Raw genomic sequence first — 20,731 nt, 5'->3', positions numbered from 1 at the left:
TTTTTGAAATGCCTCCGGAACTTCTAATTCTTTTTGCTCAGAAACGTTTCGTTTTATAACTACTCCCATTTCGGTAAGCTCCATGGCTTCTTGGATACATTTCTTAAGCTGAGATTTAGAAGGTAGATCTTCAATTTTTGTGATTTTTCCCAGAGTGAACATCGAATTTTTTTCGATGTCTTTGGTGAGATTTTTCATGGTTTTCATTTGACTTTCCAGCCAGAACCCAAAAGAACAGTGTTGCTTAAATGCAGCAACGGAACATAGATTTTTTCCTTGATAAGTAAAATGTGGAAATCCCCACTTAATCGCCTCTTCGGTATCTGGACAATATTCGTGAACAACTTCTCGGATGTATTCGATGATAGGTTGAGCAAAGGGTTGAGATTTTTCAATATATGCATCAACTTTGGAATCTCGTTTCGACATAACTGGATATTAAAAGTAATTGGATAATTCATTAACAAGTTGCAAAACAAGCGCAGGTCGTCCTCGACTCTTTTCAACTTGCTTGGTGTCATTTCCTGTTCTGACAATGACCATATTTTTTTCAGGAATCACAATGATGTATTGTCCCAATAAACCTCGAAAGAAGTAATATTTGATAGGGTTATCATAGTCGGTCCACACGCCCATTCCGTATATTCCACCCGAGAGTTGAGTTGGGGTGATCATCTCGTCAATAAATTTTTCATTCAACATCTGCAATGAATCAACTTTTCCTCTGTTAAGCATGAATTGTCCTATTTTAGCAAAATCTCTTGGGATTGCATTAACACAACAGAAGGTTTTTTCCATTTTGTTTTCATCGGTGTTCCAAAAAGCTCCGCTTTCCATCCCCAAAGGAATCCAAAAACTTTTGGACATATAGTTAGCCAAAGGTTCATTGACGGCTTTTCTGATGGCAAATCCTAATAATTGCGACGTACCACTTTGGTACTCAAATTTTGTTGCGGGTTTATTTTTAAATCCTTTCAAAAAGACGGCTTCCGCCAGCGAGTTGCCATAATAAGCTTTAGCATTGGGAGAAAAAGGATTTTTATATTTTTCGTTCCAGTTAAGCCCAGATTGCATGCTTGCAAGATCTCGAAGTGTTAGAAACTTTCCGTACTCCGTATTAGCATAGTTTTCATAAAAGACCGAAAATTTCTCGTCAAGACTTTTTATCTTTTCTTCTTGAATAGCTTTTCCTAGTAACATTACATTAAAGCCCTTTGCCATGGAAAAGGAATTGGTTTTGGTTTTTTCAGAAAATTCGCCCCAGTATTCTTCATGAATCAATTTTCCGTTTTTTACAACAAGAAGGGAAGCAGTCTCGGTGTCGGTTAAACCCTTGACAACAGATGCCGGAAGTTTTTTCTTATTGTACAGGCTATCTTTAATCCAAGGCTTTGGTTTTCCTGTCATAATAGGATTGCTAGGAAACAAAGTTCCATCATCAATAGTAGCACTAGTCTCTCCTCTAAGGTATGTTTTTGCGATACCCTTAAAAAGATAATCGTAATCAAACGTATAAGCCAATACTATAAGTCCAGCAATTATTATCGCAAGAATTTTAAAAAACTTTTTCACGAATATTAAATTTATTTTCAAATTTAATATTTATCTTGGACTAATCATATCATGAATCACAATAATGAAATTAAATAAATAGTATGAAAAGAAGACTTGGTTTTTTTTTGTGTCTATTGCCTTTATTATTTTTTAGTCAAGCTTATCAACCGATAGATACTGCTGATTATGTATCAAGGAAAGAATTTATATTAAAAAATAAAGGAAGAAGTGAGTCTTATGTCGGTGTTTTAAAATCAAGATTAGGCTCATCTTCAAGTCGTGAAATTGTCAATACTTATAACGAATATCAGAAAGAACTAGTAGATCAGATAAAGAATAGAGATTTTACTTTTCAGAAAGATATACAGCAATATGTTCAGTCGATTTTGGATAAACTAGAGAAAAGTAACTCTTCTATTCCCAAGGATCTTGCAATATTAGTTTCAAAAGATAATGTGCCTAATGCTTGGTGTGTTGGAGATGGTACTTTAGTAATCAACATGGGACTTTTTAACTGGTTAGATAACGAAGATCAAGTTGCAGCGGTTATAGGGCACGAAATTGCTCATAAAATGAAAGAACATACATTGGCTTGGCAAAAGAAAGTATTAATTCTCAATAAGGAAAATGAGTCTCAAATCAAACAATTGAAATCACAGAAACTTAACGTCAAAGCTAATGCGTTCAATCTCTTGAAGAATACTTTGTACAAAGGGAGTGTTGAAAGAAGAAGACACGAGCAAGAAGCAGATTCATTAGGTTATGCTTTGTTTAGAAATACGAGTTATAATCGAGTGGCTTTTGTTGGAGCTTTGAAGAGTCTAGAGACATATGATACGATTTCGTCGAGTGTTGTGGTGAAAGAAACGTATAGAAAATTCTTTGATTTACCAGGCGCGCCGTTCAAAGAAAAATGGCTGAAGATGGAGGATTTTTCTCAATATCAGTACTCTTTTTATAAGGAAAAATTAGATAAGGACTCAATAGCTTCTCATCCAGAAATTGTTCAGAGAATAGCTTTGTTGCAGAAATATTTCCCAGAACTCAGGTCTGAGGTCGAAATCGTAAAACCTGATGGCAATTCTGCTTTTGCTAAAATGAAAAGAATAGCAAAAATGGAGATTGTTCCCAACCTCTATCAGTCTGAGGATTATGGTTTGGGAGTTTATGCTTCGCTTCAGTTTTTGCAAGATGCAGAAGAGGAGGTCTATTACAAAAATTGGTTAGGAAAGTTATTCGGTAAGATATATGAAGCTCGAAAAAATTATAATCTTAATCGATATCTTGATCTAGTAGATCCAAAAAACCAAAGCGAAAGCTATCAGCAATTTCTCAATTTCATGTGGAATCTCAGCATGGAAGATATCCAGAAGATTGCAGAATATTATGAGCAAAAAAGTTCCTGAGAAACAGGAACTTTTTTATTTAGTAATTCAATCTTTCTAATCGTACTTTATTGAATTTTTCTTTTGCATTAAATTCTCTTAATAAGATATATCCTTCTTTGCCAACGTATGGGTAAACCGAGAAGTCATCTTTCGCTGAAATTGGGATCATCTCTTGTTTGAATTTGCCATCAATTAAAGTATTAATATAAAGATTCCAATTTTTTTCTTTGGTTGCATCATCTTTCTGGTAATCACGATAGAAAAAGACTACATCATTACCTTCGTTGAGATATTGAGAAAAAAGATAATCGCTTGCTCCCCATTTGGACTTTGCTTTATCAAAAATTGAAACACCACTGACTGCAAAATTTTTATCTGAGAATATATAGACCAAATCCGTTGTTTTGGTTTTTGTGTAATATTGACTGGATGACACTTTGTACTTTTCTAAAAGAATTCCAACGCTTCCATCTTTTAGAATGAATAAATCACGTGGGTCGAGGTAATATCCATCTTCAACACCTCCGTTTTTGTCTAATTTTGGTATTCGAGATTTGAGATTTTCATAAGAAATTGTATTGGTTTGTACGTCAAATGTTTTTCGATCTATTATCATTCTTGCAAATCCAATATACTTATTGTCATCGCTAATATCACGACCGACAAATACCAATTTGTCATCAAAAGTTTTATCGTTAGATAAATTACCAGAATCATAGGATCTGAAAGAGGTGATATTATCCAAAGTCTCTTGCCCAAGTCCTGTAATTGGTTTTTGATGAACTTGTTTGCCATTTTTCATGTCAATAACAACCAACTGGAAATCTTTTTGTTTTTTGTCGTTTTTCTGGAGTAGAAAATAGATATAGTTTTCGTCCTTTTCCAACATGGTGAGAGACTCGTTGACTTTCTTATCCCCACTTGTATTGTATCGGTATCTCCAAAGTTCTTTTTGGTCTTTGTCAAATTTAATAACGCTATTGTTGTTAATGTATTTGCCATAATCGTCAAACTCCACCGCGATGTAACCGCCTTCTTTGATTTCGAAAACATAAGAGCGGTAGTTATACCCCAAAGCTTTCTTTTCTTCTCTATTTTCCTTATAGCTGTCTCGATAGGTCTTAGCCTTGTCTACTCGGATAAATTTTCCATTTTTATACTCAAAATAATCTTTGTCCTTGACAGTATTGTTAGTTAAGTCAATTTCTTTTGAACGAGGTTGTTCTGCCTTCAAATAATTAAAAGGGTTAACGTCTAACTGGGAAGGTTGAAGGATGATTTTTTTTGTAAAATCCATGTATCCAATATAACTCGCTGCTATTTTTTCACCTTGGAATTCCTTATTGGCAACAGGATTAAGATTCTTATCGAGAATCACATATTCGAATTTTTTTGTTTTGTCATCGACTTTACCATAATTATATAGTGCAACATATCCAAAAAGATTGTCATTGGGATCGAAGACTGCATTAAAGCCGAGGTATTCTCCAGATGCCAATTTGGCTAAATCTTGAGTTTGTGCATTGATAGAGATTTGAGAAATAGCGATAGATAAAAGGAAGGCGAGTTTTTTCATATAGAAAATGTTTTTCTCAAATTTAACTTCTTTTTTGAAATAAAAAAATTCCCAAGAAATTTTCTTGGGAATCGTAATTTTATCTTTCTAAAGTTTTTCGAGTAATCGTCTAAAACTAACTTTTTCGTCGATGATGTTTCTCAAGTTCTCCATTGGAACTCTTTCTTGCTTCATCGTATCTCTTTCTCTAAGGGTTACCGTGAAATCGTTGATTGAATCGTGGTCCACAGTTATACAGAAAGGTGTACCAATGGCGTCTTGTCTTCTGTAACGTTTACCAATACTGTCCTTTTCTTCAAAAATAATATTGAAATCATATTTGAGGTCGTTAAAGATCTTTTCTGCTAATTCTGGCAAACCATCTTTCTTCACCAATGGTAAAATTGCGGCTTTTACAGGAGCTAAAGCAGGAGGAAGAGAAAGTACTGTTCTTTCTGAACCATCTTCTAAAACTTCATCCTTCAAGCAGTGAGACATTAACGCCAAGAACATTCTGTCCAAACCAATCGAAGTTTCTACAACATATGGAACGTAGTTTTCGTTTCTTTCTGGGTCAAAATATTGTAATTTTCTTCCTGAAAATTTTTCATGAGCACCTAAATCGAAATCTGTTCTGGAGTGAATTCCTTCCAATTCTTTGAAACCAAATGGGAATTTAAATTCAATATCAGCTGCTGCGTTAGCGTAATGAGCTAATTTTTCGTGGTCGTGGAATTTGTAATTCTCTTGACCAAGACCAAGAGCCAAATGCCAATTCAGACGTTTTTGCTTCCAGTTTTCGTAGAACTCCAATTCAGTTCCTGGCGGAACGAAGAATTGCATTTCCATTTGCTCGAATTCACGCATTCTGAAGATAAATTGTCTTGCAACAATTTCATTTCTAAAAGCTTTACCAATTTGAGCAATCCCAAAAGGTAATTTGTGACGAGAAGTTTTTTGAACGTTTAGAAAGTTAACAAAAATCCCTTGAGCTGTTTCTGGTCTTAAGTATAAGTCAGTTGCATTTTCTGCAGATGCTCCCAATTTGGTCCCGAACATCAAGTTGAACTGTCTCACATCTGTCCAGTTTTTAGAACCTGTGTCTGGGTCAGCAATTTCTAACTCTTCGATTAATGCTTTAACATCAGCTAAATCTTCATTTTCTAAAGATTTTGCCATTCTGGAAAGAATCGCTTTTTGCTTTTCTCTGTATTCGATAACACGAGGATTGGTGCTTTCGAATTGCTCTTTGTCGAACGCTTCGCCAAATCTCTTCGCTGCCTTTTCAATTTCTTTTTGAGCTTTATCTTCTAATTTTGCACAGTAATCTTCAATCAATACATCTGCACGAAATCTTTTTTTAGAGTCTTTGTTGTCGATCAAAGGGTCGTTAAATGCATCTACGTGACCAGAAGCCTTCCAAGTTGTTGGATGCATCAAAATTGCAGAGTCCAAGCCAACGATATTTTCGTTGAGTTGTACCATTGCCTTCCACCAATAGTTTTTGATATTATTTTTGAGTTCGGCTCCGTTTTGTCCATAGTCATACACAGCAGAAAGACCGTCGTAGATTTCTGAACTTGGAAAAATGAACCCATATTCTTTAGCATGAGATACTACCTTTTTGAAAATATCTTCTTGTTTCGCCATAGTTGTTTTAATTTTTGCAAAAGTAGGGAAAAAAATAATGAAAAACTGCGCCAAATTTGACGCAGTTTGATTGTTTAGCGGTAAAAGTTATATTCTGATTTTATCCAAAATTCTCAGCTTTGATGAATTTCTTGATATCCTCGTTTTCACCATACAAAACGAGCAGATCTCCCTTCTCTAAAACTGCTTCGTAATTAAGCACCCCTTGAACCTCGTTAACGCGTTTTGCTTTACCAAAAATATTTTTTTCTGCTACTTTTTTGATGACCGTTAAGAAAACCAAATTATAATTTCTTCGGAAGCCAATTTGTTCAATTGTTTTACCAATACATCTTTCAGGCAGGGCGATTTCGACAATACTGTATCTTCCACTTAATTCGAAGGATTCTACCATTCCTTTGAGTGAAAGCTTTTTTGCCCACCTTTCGGCAGTTTCTTCTTCAGGATGCACAATGGTATGGACTTCCATCGCTTCCAAAATCGTCTCATGAAGCGGATCGATGGCTCGACTGATGATGCCATGAGGATGAAGTTTTTTTACCATTGCGGTTGCCATTATGTTAGCTCCTTTGTCTTCACCAATGGCAACTATAACAATATCGGTGTCTTTGAAGGGTAATCCACCCATCGTATATTCGTCCGTGGCATCAAGACAAATGGCGTGCGAGATTTTTTCTTTTACTGCTTCCACTTTGCTTAGGCTGCTGTCTACTCCAATGACCTCATTACCCATTTTGGTCAATTTTTCTGCCAATGAAAGTCCGAAGTTTCCAAGTCCGATGACAATATATTTCATGATATTTTGATTAATTAGTTGATTAAGATTTCTTCTTTTGGATAACGGTAATTGAAATATTTTTCTCGTTTCATCACCGCAATCAGTAACGAAAACATACTTACCCTACCGATAAACATGACGAGAATGATAATGGTTTTACCTGCGACAGAAAGGGTAGGAGTAATATTGACGCTAAGTCCTACCGTTGAATAAGCAGAAAAAGTTTCGAAGGCGAGACTCATAAGGTCTTTTTCGGGTTCTACAATGATAAGCGCGAAAACTGCAACTCCTACAACGATAAGAGATAGTGCAATAATAGCAAATGCTCTTCTAAGTGTTAAATCTCCAATTTCTCTCCTAAAGATTTCTGTTCTTTGTTTTCCTTTCGCAAGACTGAGGATATTGAGAGCAGCAATAGCAAATGTGCTCGTCTTGATACCACCTCCCGTTGAAGCTGGAGAAGCTCCAATCCACATGAGTAAAATAGAAATCATCAAGGTTGGAGCAGATAGTGTTGCCATATCCACTGTGTTAAATCCTGCAGTTCTATTAGTCGCTGAAATAAAGAATGCTTCTACCCAAGAACCAAATAAACTATACCTTTTTAATGCGCCATCATGTTCGAAAATATAAACCATTACAGTTCCAAAAAAGAGTAAAAAAAATGATGTTATAAGGATGATTCTCGAATTAATGTTGACAACCCAAGGAGCAGAGTGAATTTTTTCTCCTGTAACGATTCGTAAAAAGGTTACTTTGATGGTATGCCTAACGTATTTGTAAACATTATAAACGATTGGGAATCCCATTCCTCCAAAAATAAATAAGCTAGCAATGATTAAATGAAGTGCATAGTTATATTGATATCCAGGCTCGTTAAGACTTCCGCTCAAAGTAGAAAATCCGGCATTACAAAAGGAAGAAATAGAGTGAAAAACCGAAAAGAAAATTCCCTTGTTTACAGAATTATTGAGCAAGCTGAGATCAAGCGAAGCATAGATAAACATTGCTCCCAATAATTCGACGGTTACGGTAATGATTAAGATTCTTTTTAAAGTATTGAAAACATCTCCCAACTTATCCGAACTTGTCATTTCGCCAAGCGTAATTTGGTTTTCATATGACGCGCTTCCCCTGAAAAAATAACTAAAATAACTTGCAAATGTCATGATTCCTAAACCGCCAACTTGGATGAGTCCCATAATGATGATTTTACCAAAAAGAGTGAAATCTTTAGCAGTATCAATCACCGCAAGTCCAGTTACACATACCGCACTTGTTGAGGTAAATAATGCATCCAAAGGTGAAATTCCGTTGGTAGTTGCATTGGGCATCATTAATAAGGCGGCACCTATTAAAATGATGGATACAAAACTCAGAATAAAGAGTTGTGCGGGATTAATAAATGTCCTTTTGAAGTCAATTTTCAAACTCGAAAAATCTCTTATAAAGCACAGAATAATAAGCAGATATAGCAGTCGTTGATTGAAAAATCTGAAGTATCGTGTGTCAAAAAAACTGAACTCTATCCTTGCGCAGTAGTATAACAATATCATTATTGTTACCGTGATTTCTAACCATCTTATTTTACGGATAGAATCATTTTTTTTGTAAAGATTGTAGTAAAAAATATTGAAAAGAGTGAGTATAAAACTGAGGTCGTAGAAGTAGATTATTTGAGTTCTGTACAAAAGTTCTTTGTAAAATCCAGCTTCAAAAATCATAATTCCCAATGCCACCAAACTGGTGTAAAAGGAAAAAAGGTTCAGTTTGTTATTCCACATAACATCAAAATCAAATTTTCGTCAAATACTTTTTTGTATTGAATGACTTTACGAAAGTAAAAAAAAAATAGCAAAGCCAAGCAGAGTAGATGAAAATGATTGAAATAAGAGATTTTAACAAGACTAATAATTTCCGTAATTTTGCAATATTATTTCTACCCTTCATGTACAAATCTATTATTCGTCCACTGCTTTTTAAATTCGACCCAGAAAAAGTCCACCATTTTACTTTCGATATGCTCAAAAATTTTGGAGGGCTTACCAAACTTTTTCTGCCAAAACCTATTGAAGACAAAAGATTGGAGCGCGAGGTTTTTGGTTTGAAATTCAAAAATCCTGTTGGACTTGCTGCTGGATTTGACAAAAATGCGGTGCTTTATAATGAATTGGGAGATTTAGGATTTGGATTTGTAGAAATTGGGACGGTAACACCCAAAGCACAAGCTGGAAATCCAAAGAAAAGATTGTTTAGACTGATAGAAGATGGTGGCATTATTAACCGAATGGGTTTTAACAATGAAGGTTTAGAAGCTGCAATTGCACAACTCAAAAAGAATAAAGGCAAAATCATCATTGGAGGAAACATCGGAAAAAACACCAATACTTCTCCAGAAAACTATACTGAAGATTATGTAGAATGCTTCAAAGGACTACATCCTTACGTTGATTATTTCGTACTGAATGTAAGTTGTCCTAATGTAAGCAGTCACGCGAAATTAGAAGATGCAGATTATTTGAAAGAACTCATTACCGAAATTCAGAAAATCAATAGTCAACAAACGAAACCTAAACCTGTTTTACTAAAAATTGCTCCTGATTTGAACAAAATTCAATTGGATGAAATCGTTCAACTGGTTGCAGAAACTAAGATTGATGGAGTTGTTGCCTGTAACACATCCGTTAATAGGGAAGGTCTTAAAACATCTAAAGAAACTCTTGAAGCCATAGGAAACGGTGGTCTTAGCGGAAAGCCTGTAAAAGATAGAAGTACAGAAGTTATTCGATATTTATCCGAAAAATCCAATCGTTCTTTTCCGATTATTGGTGTTGGCGGAATTCATTCTGCGGACGATGCCATGGAAAAATTTAACGCCGGCGCAAGCCTCGTTCAGTTATACACTGGATTTATTTACGAAGGACCTCAGTTGATTCGAGATATTAATCAGAGAATTTTAGGTAAAAAATAAACTTCTGTTTTTTGTTATTGCGATTTTGTAACTGTAGCGTTTTTTACATCAATAGTTAAAGTATAAGAAGGCGTATCTAATGTTTTTTCAATATAGTTATTATAACGATAGATTCTTGGATCTTTAGTAAATAACTTTGCAGTAAGACTCTTGTTTCCCAAATAAAGATTTCCCACCATCGATTTTTTGTCTGAATAATTGCGTTCAAAAATTAATCTCTCTTTCGGATTCATTAACATTGCAATACTATCCTTTTTTGCAACTTTTTGAAGATTTGTGATTTCTTTGTGCAAAAATTCACAACCTTTATCTTGTTGGTTTTCAAAATTATAAAGATATAGATTTGTTAAATCGTAGATTCCCACTAACGGAATTTTTGTTTTGTATTTGTCATAATAATACCATCCTTTTACAAAATGTTGATATTGGTGGCAATCAACTACTCCATCGAAATCCAAATGTAAAGTGATTGGATTTCCTGAAATTTCGCCTTTAAAAACATGAGAAGAATCTATTACTTTTTTTAACTGTACTTTTTGTGAAAGAAAAAATGTTAAGAATAAAGAGAATAACAACAAGAATAATTTCTTCATGGCTTAGTGATGTGCTTTCGGAAAAGTTTATAGAAAAAATTGAGCAATCGTATAAATTACCAATCCTACTAATCCTCCTACTAAAGTTCCGTTGAGTCGGATAAACTGTAGGTCTTTACCGACTTCTAATTCGAGTTTGTTGGAGAGTTCTTTTCCTTCCCAATTGCCAACTGTAGAAGAAATCAGTTCACCGAATTGATGGGTATTTTTCAGAATATATTTGTACGCAGTAACTCTAATCCAATGGTCAATTTTGTACTGTAATTTTTCATCGGTTTGAAGGTTTTGAGAAAGTTCGTTAAGGTTTTTGAAAATATACTTCTTCAAAGATGAATTGTCTTGAGAAAGTTCCTGAGAAAGTGTTCTTTTGATGGAGCTCCAGATGTCGGTTGAAAATTTTCTCAATTGTTCCTCGTTAAGGAAGGAATTTTTAATATTCCTAAATTCTTGTTCCCATTTTTCTTCTGTTCGGATTTCGTCAGAGAAAAGCATTATTTTACTGGTAATTTCTTTTCTTATCGGGTGATTGGGGTTGTTTTCTATTTCGGTAAAGTACTTGAGTAGTCCGCTGGTGATTTTATCAGCAATTTTATCGTCAACAAATTTCGGGATCAAAGCAAAACTTTCCTTTTTCACCCGGTCTCTAACCATTTCTTGATTGTTATTGACATACTTCTTGATTTCAGAAGATAGACCAGTAATTAATTTTTGGTGTTGTCCATTTTCAACCAAATATTCTAAGACATTGCCAGCTATTGCATTAATTTTTAAATCGTCGGTCATTTCTCTAGCTTTCACCGAAATGAAATTGACGACCGCTCCGTCATCTAGTTTGTTAATAATGTTTAGAATGATGGAAGAGGTTTCGTCAACTAATGTCTGTTGGTTATTCTGCTTGGAGAGCCAGTCGCCTACAAAATGAGAAACTTTAATTTTTAGTATATAAGGTCGAATATTTTGAGGAGAAAGGAAATTCTGAACAACGAAACTTCCAAGATTATCTCCAATTTGCTCTTTCTTGTTCTGAATGAGGTTGGTGTGCGGAATTTTAAGGCCCAAAGGATGATGAAATAATGCCGTAACTGCGAACCAATCAGCCAAAGCTCCAACCATGGCAGCTTCAGAAAAAGCTCTGATATAACCTAGCCAATGAGACTGATAGTTTTTTTGCATAATGGTGGTTACTACAAACGTAACTGCCATCAGAACAAATAGTCCCGTCGCAAAAAGTTTGTACTTACGAAGTTGGCGTTTTTTTTCTTGGTCATTCATTTACTCAAATTTAATACTTTTACGCAAATCAAATCACGAGATGTCAAAGTTTTTATTATTTTTATTGAGCCTCTTCTTTTTGCAGGCATGTTCGCAGACTCAAACACAACTAAAGACCGAAACTATGGAAAATAAAGAATCAAAAAGCAATCCGTACTATTCTAGAACAGATAGAGCAAAATTGAATGTCTCTAATGAGGAATGGAAGAAAATTCTTTCTCCAGAATTGTACGCAATAGCTCGAGAAGCTAATACCGAAAGACCCTTTACGGGAAAGTATAACGATTTTGATGAACTTGGAGAATATTATTGTGCGGTGTGTGGTAATCATCTTTTCCGTTCCGATTCCAAGTTTTCTTCAACTTGTGGTTGGCCAAGTTTCTTCGAAGCGGACAAACAAGGCGTTAATTACAAGAGAGATTCGTCTCATGGAATGGAAAGAATTGAAGTAGTCTGCAAACGATGTGACTCGCATTTGGGACATGTTTTCAATGATGGACCACCTCCGACAGGAGCCCGTTATTGCATGAATTCGGTAAGTTTGGAATTTGTTGGAGACTCAGAAAAGTAGGACTTTTCTTATTCTTTAATGAATTTTTTGGTTTCAATATAGGATTTGTCGGCACCGTAAATCACCAAGTAATAAACTCCTTTTGCAAGATGTCGAATAGGGATGTTGTTTTCTTGAGTATTGATCACTTTTTGTCCAAGCATGCTTAGGATTTCGAATCGATAATTATCTTTTTTGTCTGTGCTGATATGAAGTATGTCCTTTGCTGGGTTGGGATAGATGGTGATTTCATTTTGGATCTTTGGGGTTTCGTTGGTTCCCAAAGCAGATGCAGTTCTAAATTGTTCAACAACGCACCCAACTCTTGCAAAACCATAAGCTTCATTAGAGGTTTGTGCATCAGTCAAAGGAATACCCATTGGATCTCCATTTCTTAATAGGTCAGGATTAGACCAGCGATTAATTCTTGTGCAACTTATCCCAGCGTCAGAACATTGGTCATTATAAGCCATAATTGTTCTCCATTTTTGGTTAGAAGCACTTGCGGTTCCCAACGTAATAGCTGCTTGATTGATGTATCCGTGGTGATGTGTACAAGGATTAGTATTTGTACTTACATACCAATCATGGTTGAAACCCATGTTATGACCCATTTCATGAGCTAAAGAGTAGTTGCCCACAACACAACCACGAATCGTAACAGTGAAGGCATTAGTGGAACTGTAATTGGTTGGATTAGAGTTGAGGTAACCAAGTCCACAAGTGTTGGTTGGAGTTGCGGTTACTAGCGCTACCAAATCTGCTCCATAGGTGTCTCGCAAGGTATGAGCTTCGTCCATAAATCCATCCGTTTGGCTTCTCAATCTGGAAAGGTCTGAACTAATATCACCGGATTCTATATATTGGATCTCTCCAGAATAAACAAGATTGATAGTTAAATTAGTCACCCCGGAGGAGCTCAATGCATTATTGAAATTGGTAATTGCCGTTGCACAATTGGTGTTACTTTGAGCAAGCCCTCCCCATTGTGTCTTTGCATCGGTTGTGAAGAGTACCATAACATCGACAATAGCATTTGAAGTGCAGACACTGGTTTCCGAACAGATATCAGCATTGGTTAGAATAGAATTGATAGAGTTGGTTGCCATGTCAACAATAGAATCATTCAAAATATCCTGACTATTGAGTTTCCCTTGATCCAGTACTGAAACAGCAAAAGTGCTTTCCGAAGTTTGTGTAAAAAATATTTTTTCACCTGCGATATTGGTGTACATACCTGTAATTACGTGGTCGTATTCGGAAAAAACAAGTTCTGATTGAGGTTCGTTTTCTATTTTGTAAACAAATGAACTCGCTCTCGTTGGATAGGTAAATTTCTTATAAAAATGAGCCGTTATTTTTCGATTTTCAGGTAACACAATTTCCAAATCTCCTTGCAATGGAAAGTAAGATTGCTGAAAGTATATGGTCGATACATAATCTTTTGCATGTTCCTCATGAAGTTTCTGGTGAGGACTAAGACTGTTTTGATTTATCGGATGACTAAATACTTGGGTTTGTGAGAATATCAAATTTGAAATTAAGAGCAGAAAAATCGGAAGGCCTGACTTCATAAAAATAATTTTTGTGAAGATATTATTTTTAAATTAAATGAACTGATTATGATTGTTGATTGATTTAAAGAGGTTTAGGGTTTTACCTTGTTTCAATCGCTAACCGCAATCAGTTCTTTTTTTTGTTTTTTACTAAAATCTGAAACTCAATCCAGCATTCCAGCCATAGATATTATGATAGCCTCCGGTTAAAGAAAAATCACGAGATAAGAAATATTTCAAACCTGTACTCCATCGCCATTCATCAGCAAAATTTTCACCTTTCAAATCGTTAACAGCACCAAAATCCATCTGATATTCGACTTCACCGAAAAAGACCGTTCTTGGGAAAATTAAAAAATCTCTATCCAAGCCAATCTGTGGTCTTAATTGACTGTCCAAACGAATATCCAAAAAGAACATATAAGGCGTGAAATATTTAACGCCAGCAATAGCGGTTGTTTCAATTTTATTAAAAGAATCTGGGTTTTCATTTTCAAAGTTTACACCTCCATAGACTCTAACAAAATCATTGATGTAACGATTATACGTGACTTCGGTTTCAAAATTCTCATTGTAACCAATATCACCATTGACATTGAACTCGTTTCGGATATTGCTTACCGTCCAATCCAAAGAAGAATAAGAAGAGGTAACCTCTGCCGTTCCCCATGTAAAGTACTTATTGGTTTCTTTAATTATATTCTTTTCTGGGAATCCATCTAATCTTTTGTCTCTTGGTGTATCATATCCAAATACACGAGCCATCCCGCCCATCATATGATATAGAATGTGACAATGGAAAAACCAATCTCCTGTAGCATAACCATCTTGGTCACCATAAAACTCTATAGTTACTTTTTGCATTGGTGCAATATTCACGGTATGTTTCAAAGGAGAATACGTTCCGTTGTCATTTAGAACCCTGAAAAAGTGTACATGGAGGTGCATTGGATGGTGCATCATGGTCAAATTATTAAGGGTAATTCGAGTAACTTCATTCCCTTTAATTTTTATTTTATCGGGCTCCGAAAGTGGGATGCCATTCAAACTCCATGTATATCGATTCATGTTTCCAGTAAGATTTAATAGAATTTCTTTCACTGGGATCTCCTTATTATAATTAGTTGGCGTTTCTGACTTCAAAAAATTATAATTAAAATATTTCTTACGCTCATCATAATTGAACGTTTCTGAATTCATTTTACTCATGTCCATGCTTTCGCCCTTTTCCATGTTGCTATGCTGGTTCATAGACATATTATGCATGGAGTGGTCTTCGGCTGGTTGTTCCATTTCTTTGGAATCCATGTCCGAATGATCCATTTTCATTCCGTCCTGTTTCATAGACTCGTCACTCATTTTATCATGGTTCATTTTCATGCCATACTTCATCATCATCTTTTCGGGATTCTCATTTTTAGGATTAGAAATTGTGGATGGTGCGCCCATTTTCATATTCATTTTAGCCATAGACTCCATCATTTCAATTTGGTCAGGACGCTCAAAAACTGGAGCCATCAACATTTTACCATTTCCTAAAAAAGCGGAAGTACTTCCAGAGCCATCCTGAGCGGTAGCTTTAATTTCAATTTTACCTGAAGCTGGAATTTCTACTATAAAATCATAAGTCTCAGCAATGGCAAATAAGAGACGGTCTTTCTTTACAGGTTCTACATCAACACCGTCTGAAGCGATAAGTGTTGGTTTCTCCATTCCTCCGAATCCCAACCAAAAATAGGTGGAAGCCGAGGCATTTATCATTCTGACTCTTACTTTTTCTCCGGGTTTCAAATCGGGGTATTCCGCCTTAATTTGTCCGTTGGTCAAGAAAGCGGCATAATAGACATCGGCGATATCCGCACCTTCCATCCTCTGTTTCCAAAAATTAAGTTGAGAACCCAATGCTCCATTTCCTATCGCTTTTGAAAGCGGAACGGAAGTCCCTTTTTTAATAGAATACCAATCGTTTCCTCGTTTCAAATTTTTTAAAACTTTCATTGGGTCTTCATTGGTCCAGTCCGAAAAGACCAATACTAAATCCTTATCATAATCCAATTTTTTGGTTTTTGGCTGAATCACAATAGAACCATAAACACCAGATTGCTCCTGCAACATGGTATGCGAATGGTACCAATAAGTACCAGCTTGGCGAATCGGGAAGCGATAAGTAAGAGTTTCTCCAGGTTTAATGGGAGGGGTGGTGAGATAAGGAACTCCGTCTTGAAAATTGGGCAGTAATAACCCATGCCAATGGACAGAAGTTTCGACTTTCATTTCATTTTTTACATGAATTATGGCAAATTCACCTTCAGTAAAATTGAGTACTGGTCCGGGAATAGAACCGTTGATAGCTATTGCTTCAACGGTTTTCCCAGTAACGTTCATTTCTTTTTGATTAATTGTAAGATGGTATTCTCTTACAGGTAGCTTTTCAGGATTTAGCTCCGCTTTAGTTTGGGCAAAAGCAGAAATAATTCCTAATAACAAGACTGCTAAATTTAGAATCTTGTTTTTCATGGTTTAGTTTTTTTTAGAATTTCACATCTAATCCTACATAAAAGTTTGCAGGCATGATGGGAGCGTACACCATCCCTCCATCAAAATAATTTCCGAAAGGATTTTGTGCATCCACTATTGGATTTTCTTGCATGTAACTCAACAAATTCTCTCCACCCGCGTAAACACGGATATTTTTGTTAAAGTTCTTCGCAACTTGTGCGTTCCATGTCATATAAGAATCGGACTTAGTCGGTAATTGATATGCCACTGGGTTAGAAGAGGTGTCTGGGATTCTTTGTTTTCCAACAAACTGAAGTGTGGTATCAAAGCTCCAAAACCCTTCTTTTTCATTCTTATTGGTGTTATAAGCTGCATTAAAAAATCCTCTGTTTTTGGCCATAAAAGGCACTTCTCTTCTTCCCTCTGCATAATCCGCTTGTACATCGTAATATTTATACGCCAAACGCAAGTCTAAATTTTTAACTGGTGTAAAATCCAATTGGGTCTGTAAAGAGTTGGCAAAAGATTTTCCGTCTAAGTTATAAAAAATTAGCTTTTGCGGCGAAGAATCTAAATCAACTAAGACTTGGTCTTGAAAATCGGTTCTGAAGAAGTCTGTTACCCAAGTTGCTTTTCTGTTAAATAATTTGAACTCTTGTTGCAAACTTATACCATAATTCCAAGCTATTTCAGGTTTAAGACCATAGATGTCTCCTCCGCCATTTACAATTTCAATGGTTCTGTTTGATGCGAAGTAGGCTTGGTTTTCTGCGAAAATATTAGCTGTTCTGAAACCTTTCCCTGCAGAAAGTCTTAAAATTGTTTTAGGGGCAATATCATATTTGAAGTTCAAACGTGGCGTAAATTGAGTCCCAGCTAAATTGTGAAAATCGGTTCTTACACCTGCAACCAAAACATATTTCTCACCAGTATGAGTATATTCAAAAAACAAACCAGGAACGGTTTCAGTTCTTTTATAATTTTGAGTTAAATAATCTTCATCATAATTATCATATAGAAAACTTGCTCCCGTTTTGTATTTGTGGTTGGTATTTCCAATGATACTTTCGAAAATCAAATTAGAATAATAGCTTGTTTGTTTTCCGAAATAGTTTCTAAATCCAAAGAAACTATCTTGTTGATGATACGTGAATTGGTTCATCCAACCGATACTTTGGTAAGGTTTTCCTTTGAAAACATATCCAGTCTTATTCCAAATTTGAAATCTTGATATGTCAATCCCAACCCCATATGCTGATTGTTTGGATTGGTCTAACTGTCTGTCAAAATCCATTTGACCCGCATCTCTTTGGTCTTTCAAAAACTGAATTCCAAAATGTGTCCCTAATCCAGAGTTTGATAAATCGTTGTAATTCAATAAATAAGATACATTGATTTGGTTTCCTGTTGGTTGATCAAGAAAGCCATCATCGTTGTAATCCGATTTTGCTAAAGTCGCATTTCCGTGTAACAAAATACTCTGAGACCAATGGTCTGTAAGATTAGAGGTTGCGGTAACATTAGCTTCTGTTCTCGCGTTGCTGTCTAAGAAAATATTAAGGGTTGTTTCTGGTTCTTTTTTAGCCTTAACCAATTCTGTATTGATTTGCCCTGTGATACTTTCGTAACCATTAACAACAGTACTTCCTCCCTTGGTTAACTGGATTCCTCCAATCCATCTTCCTGGAATGAAATTAAGACCATAAGCAGAAGAAAGTCCTCTAATTTCTGGTAGTAATTCCTTCGTTAGTGCAGTGTATTTTTGGTCCAAACCTAACATTTTCAATTGTTTGGTTCCTGTAACCGCATTGCTATACGAAACATCAACCGTGGCGTTGGTTTCAAAACTTTCGGAAAGGTTACAACAAGCCGCCTTTAAAAGTTCCTTTTCATCGATATTAAATGTTAGCCCAACTTCCTTTCTTGAGAGTGAAGTAGGATCTTTGGTTTTAACAATATTAACTCCTTCAATTTTTGCTGTTTTTTGAGTAGTTTCAACGTGATTTTTGTGGTCGGTTTCTGGCATTGTCGCTTCGTCCATTCCAATCAAAACATTAGGAACGGCAACATGACCATCTTCTAATTTTAGTGTTTGGTCGTGCCTGGGAAACGCACTTTCTCGGTCGTATTTGCAACAACCAGGTAGTGCGTCATAAGTTTGTTTTGAAGTTTTGAATTTTTCGTTATCATGTCCAGCGTCAGCGATTTTTTTCAAAATCGCATCAGCTGAAGTTGTGTTAGCATCAAACTCCATCTTTAGAGTTTGAGTATTCATATCCCAGACTGCGCTTGTAGCACCATTGGCTTTCGCAGTAGTTTCGATTCTTTCTTTACATTCTCCACAATTTCCTTTAACTAAAAAAGAATTTTGTGCAGTTGGTGTTGAAGCAGTGGGGATAGCTGCTTCTCTGTCATAATGGCAACATCCAGGAAGCGCATCATACACTTCTTGAGTGGTTTTGAACATCTCATTATCATGGCCAACATCAGCAATTTGCTTCAGAATTTTTTCTGCTGAAGTTTTAGACGAATCAAAATTAAGCTTTAAAAGTTGGGTATCTTCATCCCATACTGCAGAATTAGCTCCAGCTTTTTTTGCAGTGGATTCGATACGAGTTTTGCACATTCCGCAAGCTCCTTTTACATAGAAGTCTGTTTTGCTATTCGCTGATGTACTTGTTGCAGCAGTTGTTGGAATGGGTGTTTCTCTATCATAATGACAACATCCCGGAAGAGCGTCATATACTTTTTCTGTAGTCTTGAACATTTCATTGTCGTGACCTACTTCTGCTATTTGTTTTAGAATTTTTTCCGCTGAAGTTTTAGAAGAATCGAATTCTACTTTTAGCATTTGTGTGTCAGCGTCCCAGTCTGCAGAGGTAGCACCCATCTTTTTTGCAGTGCTTTCGATTCTGCTTTCACACATTCCGCAATTTCCTTTTACGAAATACTCTTTAGATATATTTTGTCCGAAAACTAGGTTTCCAAGACTTAGTGTAATAATAATTACTAATTGATGTAATGTTTTCATTTTAAACAAGTTAAATAAATTCAATTTTAAATAAATTCCAAAAGAACCAGCTCTCGATTGGAGCGGATACACTTTGGGCTACGCAAATTAATTTAACCTATTTTGGGAGGTTGCCAGATTTTGGCAGAAACATCAGAGATCTCAGGTGAGATATAAGTGTAGTTTTGAGTTTTAATCTCTACTTTTTTGACTAATTCAATTGTAGTCGAACCAACAAAGTTGACCAAAACTATACATGTTTGACAAGTTTGACATGATTTGCAATCTTTGCAACCACTGTCTTCGGAGTTATCATGACATGGAGCATCGTCTTTTTCTTTTTTTGAAGAATCGCAACAATCCTTTTTGTCACCTACAGAACAACAACTCATTTCAGAATTTTTTGCACTAAAATTCTGGACGGGAAAAACGAATAATCCCATACAGATGATTAGTAATAATATTCTGAATTTTTCTTTCATGATAGTGCAAAGTTACAAAAAAATAATTTTCTATTTTTTTGATCCAATTGTCCTTGTTAGATCCCCTCTGTTAAAGCGGAAGCGGAGGTCTTACAATTTATTTATTTTCTTCCACAGGCGTTGCAATTGTTGCTGGAATATTATTGGTTGCAGCAGGTGCAGGTGTTGTCGCTGTTGTAGTTGCCTTTGGAGCCGAATTCAATGGCTGACCTACAGGAATGTCACATCGGTGTCCCGCTTCTCCGTGAGGAGGATTCATTCCGGGTGCGGTTTTTGGTCTTGGCTGATTGTTGGCTACAACTTGTGGTTGAATCTGCATGCCCTTTTGTCCTGTTGGGTTAACTTGCATTGTTTGTTGCGCTGTTTTTTGCGGAGGCGAATTCAAAGGTGCGCCGACAGGAATATCACATCGGTGTCCTGGTTTTCCATGCGCTGGATTCATTCCAGGTGCAGTAGGAGCAGAAGGATTAGCTACTACTTGCTGTGGATTAACAGTGGTAACCGCTGGATTAACAGTAGGAGTTAATGCAGAATTAGGATTAGTGATTCCTGCCGGTGAAGTAGGAGCGGCTGCATTAGCAGGAGCCTGAGTTTCATCAGAAGGTAAATAATCAGGCTTTATTTCGTTGCTTTTGGAGCAAGAAACGATGAACGCCATTCCTAAAACTAAACCGATATGAATATAATTTTTCATTTTTATTTCTTTAAGGCTCAAAGATAATAATTTGAATAATATCGTTAGCGTGGCTTGATTATTTTTGAAAAATTCTTCAACAATAGCCGAAAAGCACGATTTCAAATTTTTACGATTGGACGCAAAATGGATGCCAACAAATTATTTTTAATGAATATCCGTAAAGTTACCTAGAATTC

At 35.9% G+C, this 20,731-nt stretch carries 16 protein-coding genes; 3 read left to right on the top strand and 13 right to left on the bottom strand.

Annotation, left to right across the window (positions count from 1 at the left end):
• Together AC4AGG_RS10520 and AC4AGG_RS10515 are read right to left on the bottom strand one after the other, a co-directional pair.
• The coding region (locus tag AC4AGG_RS10520) for a DUF1801 domain-containing protein (RefSeq protein ID WP_489771955.1) at positions 1–429 on the bottom strand (429 nt) is incomplete at its 3' end.
• Positions 430–438: 9 nt separating this feature from the next.
• Positions 439–1,572 carry a serine hydrolase domain-containing protein gene (locus tag AC4AGG_RS10515; RefSeq protein WP_489771954.1) on the bottom strand — a complete coding sequence of 378 codons (1,134 nt, stop codon included), beginning with the start codon at positions 1,570–1,572 and terminating at the stop codon, positions 439–441.
• Positions 1,573–1,655: 83 nt separating this feature from the next.
• Here AC4AGG_RS10515 and AC4AGG_RS10510 point away from each other — a divergent pair, with 83 nt between their 5' ends.
• Positions 1,656–2,960 carry a M48 family metallopeptidase gene (locus AC4AGG_RS10510; RefSeq protein WP_489771953.1) on the top strand — a complete coding sequence of 435 codons (1,305 nt, stop codon included), beginning with the start codon at positions 1,656–1,658 and terminating at the stop codon, positions 2,958–2,960.
• 19 nt (positions 2,961–2,979) lie between these two features.
• Here AC4AGG_RS10510 and AC4AGG_RS10505 read toward each other — a convergent pair whose 3' ends face one another.
• From AC4AGG_RS10505 to AC4AGG_RS10490, 4 genes are all read right to left on the bottom strand, one after another.
• Positions 2,980–4,518 (bottom strand): hypothetical protein, encoded by a 1,539-nt coding sequence (locus AC4AGG_RS10505; RefSeq protein WP_489771952.1) that lies wholly within the window; start codon positions 4,516–4,518, stop codon positions 2,980–2,982.
• An 87-nt stretch (positions 4,519–4,605) separates the two neighbouring features.
• Entirely contained in the window at positions 4,606–6,147 is a 1,542-nt protein-coding gene (locus AC4AGG_RS10500) for a glycine--tRNA ligase (RefSeq protein WP_489771951.1), read from the bottom strand.
• 100 nt (positions 6,148–6,247) lie between these two features.
• Complete coding sequence (locus tag AC4AGG_RS10495; protein WP_489771950.1) at positions 6,248–6,943, bottom strand: NAD-binding protein; 696 nt, start codon at positions 6,941–6,943, stop codon at positions 6,248–6,250.
• A 14-nt stretch (positions 6,944–6,957) separates the two neighbouring features.
• A complete protein-coding gene (locus AC4AGG_RS10490) occupies positions 6,958–8,709 on the bottom strand; it encodes a TrkH family potassium uptake protein (RefSeq protein WP_489771949.1) in 1,752 nt (583 codons plus the stop codon).
• A 164-nt stretch (positions 8,710–8,873) separates the two neighbouring features.
• Between AC4AGG_RS10490 and AC4AGG_RS10485 the strand changes: the two genes are divergently transcribed.
• On the top strand, positions 8,874–9,896 hold the full coding sequence (locus tag AC4AGG_RS10485; protein ID WP_489771956.1) for a quinone-dependent dihydroorotate dehydrogenase: 1,023 nt from the start codon (positions 8,874–8,876) through the stop codon (positions 9,894–9,896).
• A 14-nt stretch (positions 9,897–9,910) separates the two neighbouring features.
• Here AC4AGG_RS10485 and AC4AGG_RS10480 read toward each other — a convergent pair whose 3' ends face one another.
• Both AC4AGG_RS10480 and AC4AGG_RS10475 read right to left on the bottom strand, forming a co-directional pair.
• On the bottom strand, positions 9,911–10,489 hold the full coding sequence (locus AC4AGG_RS10480) for a hypothetical protein (protein WP_489771948.1): 579 nt from the start codon (positions 10,487–10,489) through the stop codon (positions 9,911–9,913).
• A 27-nt stretch (positions 10,490–10,516) separates the two neighbouring features.
• Positions 10,517–11,761 carry a DUF445 domain-containing protein gene (locus AC4AGG_RS10475; RefSeq protein ID WP_489771947.1) on the bottom strand — a complete coding sequence of 415 codons (1,245 nt, stop codon included), beginning with the start codon at positions 11,759–11,761 and terminating at the stop codon, positions 10,517–10,519.
• 124 nt (positions 11,762–11,885) lie between these two features.
• On the opposite strand from AC4AGG_RS10475, the gene msrB reads away from it, so the two are divergent.
• Entirely contained in the window at positions 11,886–12,332 is a 447-nt protein-coding gene (gene msrB / locus AC4AGG_RS10470; protein WP_489771946.1) for a peptide-methionine (R)-S-oxide reductase MsrB, read from the top strand.
• Positions 12,333–12,340: 8 nt separating this feature from the next.
• Here the strand turns inward: msrB and AC4AGG_RS10465 are convergent, their stop codons facing one another.
• The 5 genes from AC4AGG_RS10465 to AC4AGG_RS10445 all read right to left on the bottom strand — a co-directional run bounded on the left by AC4AGG_RS10465 (position 12,341) and on the right by AC4AGG_RS10445 (position 20,552).
• The gene (locus AC4AGG_RS10465; RefSeq protein ID WP_489771945.1) at positions 12,341–13,885 is read right to left on the bottom strand and encodes a zinc-dependent metalloprotease; all 1,545 of its coding nucleotides are present in this window, start codon (positions 13,883–13,885) and stop codon (positions 12,341–12,343) included.
• Between the two features lie 132 nt (positions 13,886–14,017).
• Positions 14,018–16,384, bottom strand: coding sequence for a multicopper oxidase domain-containing protein (locus tag AC4AGG_RS10460; protein ID WP_489771944.1), 2,367 nt, complete (start codon positions 16,382–16,384; stop codon positions 14,018–14,020).
• 13 nt (positions 16,385–16,397) lie between these two features.
• On the bottom strand, positions 16,398–19,397 hold the full coding sequence (locus AC4AGG_RS10455) for a TonB-dependent receptor domain-containing protein (RefSeq protein ID WP_489771943.1): 3,000 nt from the start codon (positions 19,395–19,397) through the stop codon (positions 16,398–16,400).
• 92 nt (positions 19,398–19,489) lie between these two features.
• Positions 19,490–19,858, bottom strand: a complete 369-nt coding sequence (locus AC4AGG_RS10450; protein ID WP_489771942.1) for a hypothetical protein — start codon at positions 19,856–19,858, stop codon at positions 19,490–19,492.
• 97 nt (positions 19,859–19,955) lie between these two features.
• Complete coding sequence (locus AC4AGG_RS10445; protein WP_489771941.1) at positions 19,956–20,552, bottom strand: hypothetical protein; 597 nt, start codon at positions 20,550–20,552, stop codon at positions 19,956–19,958.
• Positions 20,553–20,731 lie beyond the last annotated feature (179 nt).

It is taken from the genome of Chryseobacterium sp. CG10_8 (assembly GCF_058117085.1).
This window is presented reverse-complemented; position numbering and strand designations above follow the sequence as displayed.